The organism is Janthinobacterium sp. Bl 1 (genome assembly GCF_058215535.1).
The window spans coordinates 3,541,947-3,557,357 of record NZ_CM177086.1 but is presented as its reverse complement, the minus strand read 5'-3'; the positions used below and the strand labels follow the sequence as shown (position 1 = coordinate 3,557,357).

The window sequence follows — 15,411 nt, the reverse complement described above, 5'->3', positions numbered from 1 at the left end:
GCGACGCGCTAGGCGGCACGGTTGCTGATCTCGATGCCATGCGGACCGACCGGTGGCCGCTGCACGCCCGATTCGAAGCGCACGAAGGCTTCGCGCAAATGGTCTTTCAGCAAGGTCTCGTCCCAGGGCTTGGTGATGAACTTGTACACCGAGCCTTCATTGATGGCCGCCGTGACCGAATGCAGTTCCGGGTAGCCGGACAGCATCACGCGCACGATTTCCGGATAGATACCCTTGATGCGGCGCAAGAGCTCATTGCCGGACATGCCCGGCATGCGCGCATCCGTGAGGATCACGCCCACGGCATGCGCGGCCACCAGTTCCAGCGCTTCCTGCGGCTGGCTGGTGCTGAGTATCTGGTAACCCTCCTTGCGCAGCGAGCGGCGCAGGGCGGACAGGATATGCTCCTCGTCGTCCACCAGCAGCAGCACGCGCTGCGGTGCTTCGGCATGGCAGCTGTCGGGCGGCAAATGGGTGCCCGCATGCAACATCAGATCCATCTCGGCGCCGGGCAGGGGACGGCTGAAATAATAGCCTTGCATGGCGTCGCACTGGTTGGTATTGAGAAATCCCAATTGTCCCTCCGTTTCCACGCCCTCGGCCACCGTCGTCATGTGCAGCGACTTGGCCATGGCGATGATGGAGCGGGTCAGCGACGCGCCATCCACGCTGTCGGTCACGTCGCGGATGAACGATTGATCGATCTTGACGACGTCGATGGGGAATTGCTTGAGGTAGGACAGGCTCGAATAGCCGGTGCCGAAGTCGTCCAGCGACAAGGTCACGCCGATTTCCTTCAATTCTTCCAGCGCCTTCACCACGAGGTCGCGGTTCTGCATCAGCACGCTTTCCGTCAGCTCCAGCTCCAGGCAGTGGGCCGGCACGCCGCTGTCGGCCAGCACTTCGCGCACCAGTTGAGGCATGTCGACCTGGCGGAACTGGCGCGCCGACACGTTGACGGCTATCGTCAGGTGCGTAAAGCCGTAGGCATGCCAGACGCCCAGCTGCGCGCACGCCGTGCGCAGCACCCATTCGCCGATGGGCACGATCATGCCCGTTTCCTCGGCCAGGGGGATGAAGCGGTCCGGCGGCACCAGCCCGATGCCGTCGCGGCGCCAGCGCAGCAGCGCTTCCATGCCATAGATCTTGCCGCTGGTGAGATCGACCTTGGGCTGGTAGTGCAATTCCAGCTCGCCCAGCGCCAGCGCCTGGTGCAGCGCGTGTTCGATTTCGGCCCGCTCTTCCACCAGCACGCCCATCTTGTGATTGTAGAACTGGTAGCCGTTGCGGCCCTTGTCCTTGGCGCTGTAGAGGGCCGCATCGGCCGTCTTGAGCAGCATGTCGCCGCTGTCGCCGTCGGATGGAAACACGCTGGCGCCGATGCTGGTGCTGACGTGCAAGGTATGTTCGCCCAGCACGAAGGGCTCGATGAACACCGCCAGCACTTTTTGCACGATCTGTTCGGCCGTCTCGATGTCGGGCAGGTCCGTCAGCAGGATGACGAACTCGTCGCCGCCCTGGCGAGCCACGGTGTCGCCCTCGCGCACGGCCAGCTTCAGCCTGCGGGCCACTTCCCGCAGCAGCGCGTCGCCCACGGGGTGGCCATAGCTGTCGTTGACGAACTTGAAACGGTCGAGGTCCAGCATCAGGGTGGCCAGGTGCAAGCGGGTGCGGCGGGCATGGGCGATGGCCTGGCCGATGCGGTCGTTCAGCAATTGCCGGTTGGGCAAGTCCGTCAGCGCGTCATGGTTGGCCAGGTATTCGATGCGCAATTCCTGCAGCTTGCGGTCCGTGATGTCTTGCACGGTGCCGCGCATCAGCAGTACCTCGCGGCCTTCGCGCACGGCTTCGGCCTGGTGAAAGACGATGCACTCGCCGCCGTCGGGCCGCAGCACCTTGTGTTCCAGGCCGTAGCTGGTGCCGCTCGCATGCAGCTCCATGAAGGCATCGAGCAGCAGGGGGCGCTGGTCTTCCGGCAGGCACTGCAGCAGGCGGTCGAAGCTGGTGGGGCCGGTATCGGCGTCCAGGCCCAGGATGCGCAACAGCTCCGGCGACCAGTAGCCGTCGCCGCCGGCGACGCGGTATTCCCAGTTGCCCAGACGGGCCAGCGCCTGCGCGTGGTTGAGGCTTTCCTGGATACGGCTCAGTTCGGTGAGCGCGCTGCTGGCCCGCAGCAGGTAGCGCAGCCGGTGCGCCAGCAACCGCCATTGCATCGGCTTGGAAATGAAATCGCTGGCGCCCGCTTCCAGCGCCTGCTTGATGGAGTCGTCGTCATCGTTGCCGGTCAGTACGACGATGGGCACGTGCGCGCCGCCGGGCAGCCGGCGCAGCTGCTGGCAGCATTCGAAGCCGCTCATGCCGGGCATGGCGACGTCGAGCAGGATCAGGTCGGGCACGCCGCGCTGGAAGGCGGCCAGCGCTTCCAGGCCGCTGGCCGCTTCCTCGATGCGGAAGCCTTCCGGCTCCAGCGCTTCCGTCACGAGGATGCGCGTCATGGTGTCGTCATCGACCACCAGGACCAGTGCTTGCGGGGGCAGTGCGGTATTCATATGGCTTCCTTCTCAATGGCCAGGGCGGCAAGGACACGGTCGAGTTCTTGCTGGATGCCGCGGATATGGTGCAGTGCGCTGCCGACGTCGTTGCCGCGCGCGTATTGTTCGATTTCACGGCAGGTGGCCGACAAGCCCAGTGCGCCCACGTTGGCGCAGCTGGACTTGAGCGTGTGCGCCGCCAGCTGCAGGGCCGCGGCATCGCTGGCCTCGGCGGCCACTTCCAGCTGCCCCAGCAGGCGCGGGGCGTCGCTGTAGAACAGGTCGATGATGCGCCCCAGCACGTCGGGGCGGCCGGGACGCCGCATGGCGCGCAGGTTTTGCAGGGCGGTGGCGTCGAGGATGGCGGCCGATGGCGCTGCCGCTGTCTCCACCGTTACTCCAGCCGTCTCCGCTGGGGCCGGCGCGGCGGGGGACGGGCGCCAGCGGGCCAGCATGGCCAGCAGGGCGGCGCGCGTGTACGGCTTGGCCAGGTAGTCGTCCATGCCCGCGTCCAGGCACAGTTCGCGGTCGCCGAGGATGGCGTTGGCCGTCAGGGCAATGATGGGCGTGCGGCTGCGGCCTTGCTCGCTTTCCATGCGGCGCAAGCGCCGGGTCGCTTCAAAACCATCCATTTCCGGCATCTGGCAATCCATCAGGATCACGTCGAACGGGGAGCGCTCCCACAGGGCCAGCGCGCGCGCCCCGTTGTCGGCCGGCGTGGCTTCGTAGCCGCTATCTTCCAGCATGGCCAGGGCGATTTCCTGGTTGATCGCGTTGTCTTCCACCAGCAGCATGCGCAGCGGCGCCTGGCCTGCGGCCGCGGTGTCCGCTGGAGCGGGCAGGGCAGGCATGGCAGCACTCGTTGGCGCCAGGGTGCCGTAGCCGCAGGCAGCTTCGATGCAGTGGCGCAGTTCCACCGCCCGCACGGGCTTGGTCAGGCAGTATTCCACGCCCAGCGCCGTCACCTGGCGCAGCTCGGCCGAAGCGTCCAGCGAACTGAGTATGATAATTTTCAGGGCCGCCATGCCGGCGTCGGCCTTGATCGCCCGCACCAGCTCGGCGCCATCCATGACGGGCATGCGCATGTCGATGATGGCCAGGTCGAACGGGCGCTCGCCGCGCAGCGCGGCTTGCAGCAGGTCCAGCGCCTCGGCGCCGTCGGCGGCGCTGGCGGCGGCCATCTGCCACTCGATCGCGTGCTGCAGCAGGATGCTGCGGTTGGTGGCATGGTCATCCACGATCAGCACGTTCAAGGCGTCCAGCGACACGCGCGGCGGCGGCGCCGGCGGCGCGTCCTCGGGCGCCACGGTGCCCACGACAACGGTGACGGCGAAGCTGGAACCCTGGCCCGCCACGGATTTCAGCACAATGTTGCCGCCCATCATTTCCACCAGCTGCTTGATGATGGCCAGGCCCAGTCCCGTGCCGCCGTATTTGCGCGAAGTGGTGCTGTCGGCCTGGCGAAAAGGCTGGAAGACGGCCGCCGCCGCTTCCGGCGCCATGCCGATGCCCGTGTCGCGCACTTCCATGCGGATCTGGCCGGCGGCGGGGCAGCTGACATCGACGGAAATCTCGCCCCGTTCCGTGAACTTGGTGGCGTTATTGAGCAGGTTGGTGAGGATCTGGCGCAGGCGCACGGGGTCGCCGCGCACGTGCTGCGGCACGTCGGAGGCGACGCGGCAGGTAAATTCGATGGCCTTGCGCTGGATGCCGTTGGCAAACAGCGCCACCACATCGTCGATCACCTGGCGCAGGTCGAAGGGGATATGTTCGAGCACCAGCTTGCCCGCCTCGATCTTGGAAAAGTCGAGGATGTCGTCGATGATGCTCAGCAGGCTTTCGCCGGAGCGGTGCACCGTGTGCACGAAACGCTGCTGCTTGGGGCTCAGTTCCGTGCGCTGCAGCAATTCCGTCATGCCCAGCACGCCATTCATCGGCGTGCGGATCTCGTGGCTCATCTTGGCCAGGAATTCCGACTTGGCGCGGTTGGCGGCGTCGGCCTCGGCCTTGGCCTGCTTGAGCGCCAGGTCGCGCTGTTCCACATGCTCGAGCATGCCGTTGAAGCCCTTGATCAATTGCCCCAATTCATCGCTGCCATGCTGCGCCACGCGCACCGACAGCGCCTTGCCGCCGCGGATATGGGCAATCGCATGGGACAGGTGCGCCAGCGGCCTGGCGATGGATGCGCTGATCAGCCCCGTGATGGCCACGCAGGCCAGCAGCAGCACCAGCGCGATGCCGAGGATCAGCATGAAGGCATGGCGCACGCCATCGCGCACCTGGGTCACGGCGTCCTGCTGCTGCCCCGTGATGCGCGACACCTGCTGCGCGGAATAGGCGGCCTGTTCGCGCTCGAAGGCGCGCACGTGGCCGATGACTTCGTCCAGCGCCGCTTGGCTGTCCAGCACGCTGCCCTTGGCTTGCACCAGCCGCTGTCCCGACCGTTCCACCGCGTCCAGATAGGTGTCGACGCTGCGCGTTTCAGCCAGCAAGCCCAGTTGGCCTATGCTTTGCAGCAAGGTCTGCATGGTGCCCATGTCGCGGTGCAGTGCGCTGATGTGCAGTGCGATATCGTCGCCCAGGCGCTTGACGTCACTGGCGGCCGTGGCGAGCATCACTTCGCCCACGCCGATGCTGATGGCGTCGACGGCCAGGTTGATTTCGCCGCTGGCGTCCTCGATGCGGGACGAGGTGCGCATGTAGCGGTTGGCCTGCGCCAGCCGGTCGCGTCCGATGGCCAGCTGCAGTTCGATGGGATCGAGTTCCTCGGCCAGGCGCAGGTGGGCGGCAGCCAGGGTGGCGCTGACTTGTTCCTTGAGCGCCGCATATTGCGCCTGCCGCGCCGCGCTGGCGCCGCCTTCGGCCAGCAAGCCGGCGCGCAAGGCCATCAGGCCGGCGGCGGGATCGAGCAACTGGCGCGCCGTGGCCAGCAGTTTTGTCCGCAGTGCCTGCTGGGCAGGGCTGATGTCGCGCTCGCCGCTTCCGTCCAGATGCGCGACGGCCGCCGTCAGCCTTTCGCGCAGGGGCGCGATGCGGAAACGGCTCTTCACGGCCTCCGTTTCGGCCAGCGCAATCTGCATGTCGAGGATGCTATTGCGCAAGTCGGCCAGGTAGCGGGCATTCTCGTTCAGGCGCTGGCTTTCCAGTTGCACCTCGGCGGCCGTGGCCTGGGCCTGGCTGTCGATCAGGCGGATCTTGCCGCGCGCGGCCTTGGCGGCGGCCTTGATCTGCGCCAGGACCTGGCCCATCTCCGTCGCCTGCGCCTTGTAGTAGGCCTCGTTTTCCAGGCGCTTGCGCACGGCGACGCGCATGCGCTCGAATGCCTGTTCGAAGGCCGTATGGTAGCGGGTCGACTGCGACTCGCCATGGCGCCGCAATTGCTTGCGGATGCCCTCGGCGGCCTGGATATTGGCGACGATCTTGTTCGATACCTGTTCCAGCTGCGCCAGGTCTTGCGCCTTGCCCAGCTCGAAAAAATCCGAGGCCATGTCCTGCACGGTATAGCGCAGGCGCAATACGTCCGTGTACATCGGCACGGTCCGGTCGGTCAAACCGTGCACATGGGTTTCTATGCCTTTCACCAGCAAGAGGCTGGCCGCCGCCATGGCCGCCACGCCCGCCAGCAGGACGGTGGTACTGATGATCAGCTTGGTCCTGATTTTCATGCCTGGCTCCAGGGCGGGCTGGAAAAGTGGGCGCGCATCACTTCGCGCCAGGCCCCGGGTCCGCCGGCACGATCTTGCCGTCGGCGATGCGGGTCAGGAAAACGGCCGTCGACGCCTGGTGGTTGTCGGGTCGCAACGTCACCCGCATGCCGCCCAGATCGAGCCGGTCGAACGATTCGAAGCTCTGGATCAGGCGCTCGCGCGTGAGGTCCGCGCCCGTGCGGCGCAGCGCCGCCACCATCAGGGTGGCCGAAATGCAGCCTTCGAAACTGACGAAAGACAGCGTGGCCGCCGGCACATGCCTGGCCAGCAGCGCGGCGCAGTCGGCGGCGATCGGCAACTGGCGGTCGTCCGGCAGGGGCACTACCTGCGAAATGACGATGTTGTTGCCTTCCTTGCCCAGCAGTTGCAGCAGGCTGTCCGTGCCGACAAAGGACACCGTGGACAGGGCCGCCTTCAACCCGGCCTGGCTGGCTTCGCGCACGAACGCCGCCACCGGCGTGTAGGGGCCGGCCATGACCACCGCTTGCAGGTCGTGCCCGATCAGGGCCGCCAGTCCCGCCTTGACGGCCGTGGTGCCACGCTGGAACGAGCCCTTGGCAACGAGTTCCAGGCCGCGCCGTTGCAGGGCTCTCACTGTGCCGTCGAGTACGGCATTGCCGAAACCGTCGTCCTGGTACAGCACGCCAAAGCGCTTGACGCCGCGGCTGGCGAAATACTGCACCAGGGCATCGGATTCATCGTCATAACTGGCGCGGAAGTTGATGATTTCACGTACCACGGGGCGGCGCAAGGTCATTGCGCCCGTAAACGCGCCCACCAGCGGCACCTTCATTTCCTGGACGATCGGTATGACGGCATTGGTCGTGGGCGTGCCCACGTTGCCGAACAGGGCGAACACCTGTTTTTCCTCGACCAGCCTGAGCGTTTCGCTGATGGCCCGGTCAGGATCGTAGCCGTCATCGGCAACCACCAGCTCGATGCTGCGGCCATGGATGCCGCCACGCTGGTTCGCTTCCTGGAAAACGGCCGTCGCGCCGTCGAGCATGGCTTTCCCCAGCCCCGAGGCCGCCCCCGTCTGGGCATTGACCATGCCCAGACGGATGTGCGTCTCGGTGACGCCCGGTTCGGCGGCATGAACCATGCCGGCCACGAGGGTGATGGCGAGCCAGCAGCATTCCGGGAAAGCGCGCATGAGCTACCTTTATGGAGGTTGACCGGTGTCAAGAAGCACACGGTTGACAACGAGTATGGAGGAAATTGCCAACGCAAAACTCACACATAATCACAGTCATGGTCACGGCGCGGAAAGCAGGTTAAATACGCCTCAGGACACGGGCAGTTGCACCACTACCTTGCCCCGCGCGCGGCCCTGCGCCAGGTAGGCCAGCGCCTGTTTCGCCTCGGTAAAAGGAAACACCTTGTCGATGACGGGGCGGATGGTTCCCGCCTCAATCAGGGCGGCGATCTGCGCCAGCTGGCCGCCGTCGGGACGCACGAAGTGGAAGGCATAGCTGGCGCCGCGCCGCTTCGCCAGGCCGATGATCTTGCGGCTGAGCAAACCGAACACCAGTTTCAGCACCACGTTCATGCCGCGCGCACGGGCAAAGGCGGCGTCGGGCGGGCCGACCAGCGAGACGACGCGGCTGCCAGGCTTGATGATGCGCAAGGCTTTTTCCAGGCCGTCGCCGCGCACCGTGCCCAGCACGGCGTCGTAATCGCGCAGCACGTCCTCGAACGGTTGTTTCTTGTAGTCGATGACCTCATCGGCCCCCAGGCCGCGCACCAGTTCCACGTTCGCCGTGCTGGTGGTGGTGCCCACGCGGGCGCCCAGGTGCCTGGCCAGCTGGATGGCGAACGTGCCGATGCCGCCGGAACCGGCCGGGATGAACACTTTCTGGCCCGGCTTCAGTTGCATGCGCTCATGCATGGCTTGCCACGCCGTCAGGCCCACCATGGGTATCGACGCCGCCTGCACGAAATCGAGGTTGGCCGGTTTCAGCGCGGCCGCCTGTTCGGGCACGACGGCAAATTCGGCCAGGCTGCCGTGCGGCGTGTCGAAAATACTCGCATACACGGCGTCGCCCACTGTAAAGCGCGTGACGCCGCTGCCCACGGCCACGACCACGCCGGCCAGGTCGCTGCCCAGGGTGGCCGGCAAGCGCGTTTTCAAGATCGGCTTGAAGTCGCCCTTGGGAATCAGATTGTCGATGGGGTTCAGGCCGACGGCGTGCACCCGCACCAGCAATTCGCCGGGGCCGGGCGTGGGGCGGGGCAGTTCCGCAAACGCCACGTGATCGAGGCCGCCGTATTTTTTAAGTTGCAAAGCTTGCATGATGTTCTCTCTGAAGACTGAAAAGGCGCCGGCGCTCAGGCCAGGCGCAGGTCCTTGCGCAAGCCGGCGTCCAGCAGCGCGGCCGGCATGAAACGGCGCATCAGGCGCAAGCGCGCCGCCAGCGGCCCGGCCGTGTAGCGCAGCTTGGGCTGGCTTGCCTGCGCCGCCGCCAGGACGGTGTCGGCCACGATGGCCGGGTCATCGGCGCCGGCCATCAGCATTTGCAGCCGGCTTGTGACGGCCGCGCTCACTTGCCGGTAGGCGGACAGCGGGGTATCGGGCGCCAGCAGATTGGCTTCGAACGTGGTTTTCGTGTAGGCCGGTTCGATGACGCTGGCACGGATGCCCCAGCCCCGCACTTCATGGTCGAGCGATTCAGTGTAGCCCTCGATCGCGTGCTTGGTGGCGGAATACAGCGCGCCGTAAGGCATGGGCAAAAAGCCCAGGACGGAACCGATATTGAGGATGCGCCCGCCGCCCTGGGCCCGCATGTGCGGCAGCACGGCCAGGGTCATGCGCAGCACGCCATAGAAATTCGTGTCGAAGATGGCTTGCGCCTGTGCCACGCTGCTTTCCTCTGCGCCACCCGGAGCCACGCCGAAACCGGCGTTATTCACCAGCAGGTCGATGCGGCCTTCGCGCTGTATCAGCTCGGCCACGGCCGCAGCGACGGACGCATCGCTGGTGACGTCGAGCGCCAGCATCGCATGGCCGGCTGCGGCCGCTTGTCCGCCGCGGCGGCTGGTGCCGTACACCGTGTAACCCGCTTGCGCCAGGCGCTGGGCCGTGGCCGCGCCGATGCCGGACGAGGCGCCGGTGACGAGGGCAATCTTCTTGTTGTTCATGGTAATTCCTTCAGTGGTTGACAGCGTTGGATATAAAATATGACGATCATCATATTGTTGTTTCAAAAAAAGCCCGGGACGGATCAAGGCCACGGGCGGTGCAATTAGCTGGGTGTTTGAAACTGCGCCAGGGTGGCCGCGCACAGCGCCTCCGACAGGGCTGGCTCGTCCACGGCGCGCGCGAGAATGGTGGTGCCGATCATGGCGCACACGGTCGCCATCGCTTGCGCATGCGCTTCGGGCTGGCCCCAGTTCGGCAACTGGCGCGCGAACAGGTCGATCATTTCCTTGATGTGGATGGTGGCGGCGCGCCGCACTTCGGGCGCCTGGCGCGGCATTTCCGAACCCAGCGCCGACACGGGGCAGCCCACCTCGATGGCGGCGATGTGTTCTGGCGACAGATACGCGGCCAGCATGGCCTGCAGCGCCTGGCCCGGTGGGGCGGCAGCGGCCACCCGGGCCGCCAGCGCCACCGCTTCGGCGCCCGCGCGGTCGCCCGCTTCGGCCAGCAGCGCGTCGCGCGAGGCGAAGTGCGCATAGAAGCCGCCGTGCGTCAGGCCCGCTTCCTTCATGATGTCGGCCACGCCCGTGCCCGCATAGCCGCTGCGGCGGATGGCGCGCGTGGCCACCTCGACGATGCGTTCGTGGGTGGCTTCCTTGCGGCTTTGCGCCGCCGGTTTGTTCGGTGAGTTCTGCATGATGATCATCATATCGCACTTTTCAACAGCTTGCACGCGAGCCGTTCCGAACAGCTCGGCCGTCCACTCGCTGAACGCCCGCATCGCAGGGGAAAGAAAGCGCTGATGGGGGTAGAGCAGCGATACCGGAACCGGCGCAGGCCGCCTGTCGGCCAGCACCTCGACCAGTTGCCCGGCCTGCAGCTGGCTGCTTACGAGGATCTCGGCCAGCTGCATCAAGCCATGGCCGGCGAGGCCCAGCTCGATGTACAGCCCCGTCTCGTTGACGGCGACCGTGCCGGGGAGGGGCACGGCGACGCGGATGCCGTTTTCGATGAAATGCAGATCGCTGCCGCGCCGCGCCGTGCTGGAAAAGTAATGGACGGCCCGGTGTCCCGGCAAATCCTCCAGGGTTGCGGGAGCACCGTGTTCGGCCAGGTAGGACGGCGCCGCGCAGGTGATCCAGCGCAGCTCGCCCAGGCGGCGCGCGACCAGGGTCGAGTCTTCCAGGCTGCCGGTGCGGATCACGCAATCGACGCCTTCCTGTATCAAGTCCACCTGGCGGTCATTGACGCCGATCATCAGGTAGATGTCGGGGTAGCGCTGCTGGAATTGCGCCAGCTGCGGCAGGATCACGGCATGGGCAATGCCGCCAGGCATATCGACGCGCAAACGTCCCTGCGGGCGATCGCTAGCGCCTTGCAAGCTCGCTTCGGTATCGGCGATCAGCTCGAGGATCTCGCGGCAGCGGTGGAAGTAGCGCTCGCCTTCCGGTGTCAGGCTGAGGTTTCTGGTGGAACGGTTCAGCAGGCGCGTCTGCAAATGCTTTTCCAGCCGCTTGATGATGGCGGTCACCGACGATGCGGGCAAACCCAGAGTCTGCGCCGCGCGCACGAAACTCCTGCTCTCGACCACGCGAAGGAATACCTGCATTGCTTGTACGCGGTCCATATCTTGTCTTCGTAGCAGTAGGGGAAACGGCACTATAACCCAACATTATTCGGTTTTTCTGCATGCTGAAAACACACGGCGCCACTTTTCCCCCGTGCTTGCCTGCACTAGACTGCGTGCAACTCATTAGCTATAGCAGGAATCAAGCATGTCTGAACAAGACCAACTACTGGGGCCACTGGCCCCGCCCCCCCGCAAGATGCTGATCAAAGGCGCCACCATCATCAGCATGGATGGCAAGGTTGGCAATGTGCCCAAGGGTGATATCCTGATGGCCGATGGCGTCATTGCCGCCATCGGCCAGCATCTGCAGGCCGACGGCGCCGAAGTGATCGATGCCGCGCAGATGATCGCCATTCCCGGCATGGTCGACACCCATCGCCATGCCTGGGAAGGCCAGCTGCGCCGCATCAACCCGAATGCGGCAACGCTCGAGGACTATTGCAACGCCACGCATTTCTCGTTCGCCAAATACTACCGGCCCCGCGATATCTACGTGGGCAACCTGCTCACGGCCCTGGGCGCCATCGATGCCGGCATCACGACCGTGATCGACAATTCCCACAACAGCCGCACGGGGGCGCACGCCGACGCGGCAGTCGAAGCGCTGCTCGATGCGGGCATCCGCGCCGTGCACGCCTCGGGGGCGCCTGTGTCGGGCGAGTGGGACAAGGCGCATTGGCCAGGCAACCTCGCGCGCCTGCAGGCCAAGTATTTTAGCGATCCCGACAGCCTGGTGACGCTGGCCATGATGGCGCAGCTGGAACCGGAGCAGTGGGCCGTCGCCCGTAAATTGGGTATTCCCATCGTGACCGAGTTTTTTGGCGCTGGCATGGCGGCCGAGCTGGAAGGCTTGCACCGGCAGGGGTTGCTCGGCAGCGACAACATCTTCAACCACTGCACTTGTCTGCCGGAATCGGGCTGGCGCATCTTGCGCGAGGCGGGCGTGCGCGTCAATGTATGCCCGCGTTCGGATGCCCACTACGGCATCGAGGATGGCATGAACGCCTGGCAGGCGGCGCACCAGCACGGCATACGCCCTGGCCTCAGTGTCGACAACGAGACCTCGTATAGCGGCGACATGTTCATGGAAATGCGCGTGGCGTTCTACCTGCAGCGGGTGATGGGGCATCGCCAGGGGCATCGCCACGGACATCGCCATGCGGCGGCGCCCACCGATGCCTTCCGCTTGCTGGAGGCCGCCACGATCGACGGCGCCGCGGTGGCGGGGCTGGAACAGCGCATCGGGAGTTTGAGGCCAGGCAAGCAGGCCGACTTGGTGCTGATACGCACCGGCGACCTCAACGTATATCCTGTCAACAACGCCATCGGTACCGTCGTGCATGCGGCTGAGCGCAGCAATATCGATACCGTCATCATTGGCGGGCGCGTGCGCAAACGCGGTGGCGTCGTGCTGGGCGTGGATCAGGCAAAACTGCGCGCCGCGATCGACGAGTCCTGTGGCCACCTGTTCAGTGCCGCCGGCTACCAGCCTGATTTGTTTGCCCAGTCGTTCGCAACTATCCACCAGGCGTAGGCAGCGCCATGTGAGCTCTGCCTACGCCGGCATTTCAGGATCAGGCCAGCTTGCGCTTGCCTGCCGAAACACGGTTCCAGCCATAGCCGGCGACGATGATGGCCACGATGGCCGCCTGCGCGAGCAGGGTTTCCATGGTCGGCAGGATGCCCAGCAAGTCGATGCGCACGAAATCGACGGGGGTGACGCCGACCCAGCCCGCTTCCTGCAGCGCGGCCACGCCTTTGCCCATCAAAATCACGGCCAGCACGGCCACGAAGGCGGAGGTCCACGAGAAGAACTTGCCGATCGGCATGCGCGCGCTCGTGCGCAGCAAGGCCCAGGCGATCACGACCAGCAGCACGATGGCCACCAGGAAGCCGCCCAGCAGGGCGCCGCCATTGCCGTCCGCCGCCAGGGCGGAATAGAACAGCACGGTTTCAAAGACTTCGCGGTAGACGGCGATGAAGGCCAGTGCGAACAGGCCCCAGGCGGAGCGCCGGCTCATCGCGGCCGTGAGTTTCTCGTGCAGGTATTCCTGCCAGCGCCCGGCGCTGCTCTTCTGGTGCATCCACAAGCCCACGCTGAGCAGGACCAGGGCCGCGAACACGGAACCGAGACCCTCGCTCACTTCCCGGCTGGCGCCGCTGATGGTCACCAGATACGTCGCCGCCACCCACGTCAGGCCGCCCGCCACCAAGGCGCTGGCCCAGCCCGCATGCACGTAGGCGAGCACGTCTTTGCGCTTGGCCTTGCGCAGGAAGGCAATGATGCCGATCACGATCAGCAGCGCTTCCACGCCTTCGCGCAGCAAGATCGTCAGGGCGCCGATAAAGGTCGTCATCGGGTCGGCCTTGGCGTCACCCAGTTCCGCTTCCACGTGGGTAAACAGTTGCTGCAGTTTTTCACCGGCCGCTTCGGCGTCGGCCGCCGTGCCCTTGGCCACGGCGGAACGGTAGGCCAGCATGGCGTTTTCCACGGCCAGCAGCAGGGATTTGTTGCGCGCGCCGACCATCGGCTCGATCGGCTCGAAACCATCGAGGTAGGCAGACAGGCCCAGGCGCGTCGCGCCCGCGCGGTCGCCCGCGTGCATGGCGGCCAGGCTTTCGGCCAGGCGCAGACGCGACAGGGCCAGGCCGGCCGGCTTGTGCGCCTCGGCCTTGCCGGCATGGCTGCGCAGATACGCCGTCAGCGCTTTGGCCTCGTCCGCGCCCAGCTTGGCGGCAACGGCTTCCTGCGTCAGGGTCGTCACGGCGGCCAGGTCCGCGTACAGCTTCTTGGCCCGTGGATCGTCCTGCCACAGCTTTTCACCGTGCGCGCTGGCCGCCGCATCGTGCGACATGCCGCCGATATAGAAAGCAAGGTCCCAGCGCTCGTTTTCGGACAGCTGGCCGAAACTGGCCATCGACGTGCCAGCCACGCCTTGCGAAATGACCTGGTACAGCGCCATCAGGCTGCGCGACTGCGCCCGTTCGCCATCCGTGAAGGCGATCGGTTTCGGTTCCAGGCTGGCTGCCAGCGGACCATCGCCCCCACCGGCCACGCCGTGGCAAGAGGCGCACTGGGCCGCATACAGGGCCGCTCCGCGCGCCAGGTTCGGCAGCACTTTCGGCGCCACGGGTATCGGGTAGGCGGCGATCAGCAAGCCGTTCGCATGGTGCGCCAGGCGCTTGACTTCCACGCCGTCCGCCTTGTCGACGACGGCTTTGCGCAGGTCGGCGATGGCGGCGGCAATGGCCGCTTGCGAGGCATGGGCGGGCAGGGCGGCGATCTGGGTCGTCGCGTTGTCCGTGAAATCGAGCATTTCCGCGTATTCGGCCTCGCTGATCACCTTGCCGTGCTCGACGGCGCCGCTGTAATCGACGGCAACGTAGTCAATCAATTGCCACAACTGCTTGGCGCCGGCGCCAGGATCGGTCGTTTGCGCCTGCGCGCCACCGGCCAGCAACAGGCTGGCGGCCACGAGCGGATAGCACACGAGCCATTTCTTCATAGAACTGAACATGATTCTCATTCTCATTTGTCGTTAACCCGGCGACTATAGGACAGACCGTGCGGGGTGTCAACGGCGCACGGAGCAAGTCACGGGCGATGGCGGGGACTATGCGCCAGGATGCGGCAGAGGCTGAGAAAGCGGAAAACGCGTGCTACTGGCCAGATGCCTGCTTCGCGTACAGCCCCCTGGCCAGGCCGTTGTCCGCATCGTCCACGCGCAGGCCGCCCTCGACGACGCGCAGGGCCAGCTTCTGGAATGCCTGGCCCCTGAGCCATTGCGGATCGGTGACGGCGAACGCGGCGATGCGTTCCTGCGCGCGCTCCGCTGGCACTGGCAGCCATTGATAGTCGGCTTTTGCCCCCTGGCGGCGCAAGCCGGCGCGCACCCAGCGTTCCGACGCCGGCATGCGGACGATGGCGTCGCCGTTCGCCACGCTCACGGCCGTGGCCGTCTTGCCGCTTTGCGCTTCGAATTTCACTTCCACGCCGGCCATCGGTCCCAACCGGGGAAAGCCGACGATGGCGACCCACAGGCCCGCTTCGGCCGCTTTCTGGATGCGCATTTCCGATTCCTCGAACACGCGGAACTGCGGCTCCTTACCGCCATTGCCCGCCACCAGGGTGACTACGTCGCCCAAAGCGCGCCACTCGCCGCTGGCTTGCTGGTCGGTATTGCCATAACTGAGCATCCATTCGAACGTGCCGTCCTTTTTCAGCAGCAGTTCGGAGCCCGTTTCCATGACGCCTTGCAGATAATAGTGGCCAGGCAGTGACGACGCGGCTGGCTCGGCCGCGCTGGCCCAGCTGGCCGAAATGGAGAAGGCGAGGGTGGCGCAGGCCCGCAGGCGGGAGAGGGATTGCTTCATCGGTGTGTCCTTGTTGTGTTTTTATGATAA

The 15,411-nt window shown here is 65.8% G+C and carries 9 protein-coding genes; 1 reads left to right on the top strand and 8 read right to left on the bottom strand.

Going from position 1 to position 15,411, the window contains the following annotated elements; all coding sequences use genetic code 11:
• Positions 1–8 precede the first annotated feature (8 nt).
• From AC4BCN_RS15790 to AC4BCN_RS15765, 6 genes are all read right to left on the bottom strand, one after another.
• Positions 9–2,549: an EAL domain-containing protein gene (locus AC4BCN_RS15790; protein ID WP_490491184.1), complete on the bottom strand. Its 2,541-nt coding sequence runs from the start codon at positions 2,547–2,549 to the stop codon at positions 9–11.
• On the bottom strand, positions 2,546–6,196 hold the full coding sequence (locus AC4BCN_RS15785; RefSeq protein WP_490491183.1) for a response regulator: 3,651 nt from the start codon (positions 6,194–6,196) through the stop codon (positions 2,546–2,548). The genes AC4BCN_RS15790 and AC4BCN_RS15785 overlap by 4 nt, the downstream gene beginning before the upstream one ends.
• Before the next feature lie 37 nt (positions 6,197–6,233).
• Entirely contained in the window at positions 6,234–7,391 is a 1,158-nt protein-coding gene (locus AC4BCN_RS15780) for an ABC transporter substrate-binding protein (protein ID WP_490491182.1), read from the bottom strand.
• Between the two features lie 132 nt (positions 7,392–7,523).
• The gene (locus AC4BCN_RS15775) at positions 7,524–8,531 is read right to left on the bottom strand and encodes an NADP-dependent oxidoreductase (protein WP_490491181.1); all 1,008 of its coding nucleotides are present in this window, start codon (positions 8,529–8,531) and stop codon (positions 7,524–7,526) included.
• Positions 8,532–8,566: 35 nt separating this feature from the next.
• Positions 8,567–9,376, bottom strand: coding sequence for an oxidoreductase (locus AC4BCN_RS15770; RefSeq protein ID WP_490491180.1), 810 nt, complete (start codon positions 9,374–9,376; stop codon positions 8,567–8,569).
• Positions 9,377–9,480: 104 nt separating this feature from the next.
• Positions 9,481–11,004 carry a LysR substrate-binding domain-containing protein gene (locus tag AC4BCN_RS15765; protein ID WP_490491179.1) on the bottom strand — a complete coding sequence of 508 codons (1,524 nt, stop codon included), beginning with the start codon at positions 11,002–11,004 and terminating at the stop codon, positions 9,481–9,483.
• A 148-nt stretch (positions 11,005–11,152) separates the two neighbouring features.
• Here AC4BCN_RS15765 and AC4BCN_RS15760 point away from each other — a divergent pair, with 148 nt between their 5' ends.
• Positions 11,153–12,541 carry an amidohydrolase family protein gene (locus AC4BCN_RS15760; RefSeq protein ID WP_490491178.1) on the top strand — a complete coding sequence of 463 codons (1,389 nt, stop codon included), beginning with the start codon at positions 11,153–11,155 and terminating at the stop codon, positions 12,539–12,541.
• A gap of 40 nt (positions 12,542–12,581) precedes the next feature.
• On the opposite strand, the gene AC4BCN_RS15755 is transcribed toward AC4BCN_RS15760, so the two are convergent.
• On the bottom strand, positions 12,582–14,525 hold the full coding sequence (locus AC4BCN_RS15755; RefSeq protein WP_490491177.1) for an FTR1 family protein: 1,944 nt from the start codon (positions 14,523–14,525) through the stop codon (positions 12,582–12,584).
• 142 nt (positions 14,526–14,667) lie between these two features.
• Positions 14,668–15,381, bottom strand: a complete 714-nt coding sequence (locus AC4BCN_RS15750) for a hypothetical protein (protein WP_490491176.1) — start codon at positions 15,379–15,381, stop codon at positions 14,668–14,670.
• Positions 15,382–15,411: the final 30 nt, after the last annotated feature.

Bases quoted from the DNA above. Each gene is read 5' to 3' on its own strand.
- AC4BCN_RS15790 (WP_490491184.1), bottom strand. From the start codon at position 2,549: ATGAATACCGCACTGCCCCCGCAAGCACTGGTCCTGGTGGTCGATGAC.
- AC4BCN_RS15785 (WP_490491183.1), bottom strand. From the start codon at position 6,196: ATGAAAATCAGGACCAAGCTGATCATCAGTACCACCGTCCTGCTGGCG.
- AC4BCN_RS15780 (WP_490491182.1), bottom strand. From the start codon at position 7,391: ATGCGCGCTTTCCCGGAATGCTGCTGGCTCGCCATCACCCTCGTGGCC.
- AC4BCN_RS15775 (WP_490491181.1), bottom strand. From the start codon at position 8,531: ATGCAAGCTTTGCAACTTAAAAAATACGGCGGCCTCGATCACGTGGCG.
- AC4BCN_RS15770 (WP_490491180.1), bottom strand. From the start codon at position 9,376: ATGAACAACAAGAAGATTGCCCTCGTCACCGGCGCCTCGTCCGGCATC.
- AC4BCN_RS15765 (WP_490491179.1), bottom strand. From the start codon at position 11,004: ATGGACCGCGTACAAGCAATGCAGGTATTCCTTCGCGTGGTCGAGAGC.
- AC4BCN_RS15760 (WP_490491178.1), top strand. From the start codon at position 11,153: ATGTCTGAACAAGACCAACTACTGGGGCCACTGGCCCCGCCCCCCCGC.
- AC4BCN_RS15755 (WP_490491177.1), bottom strand. From the start codon at position 14,525: ATGTTCAGTTCTATGAAGAAATGGCTCGTGTGCTATCCGCTCGTGGCC.
- AC4BCN_RS15750 (WP_490491176.1), bottom strand. From the start codon at position 15,381: ATGAAGCAATCCCTCTCCCGCCTGCGGGCCTGCGCCACCCTCGCCTTC.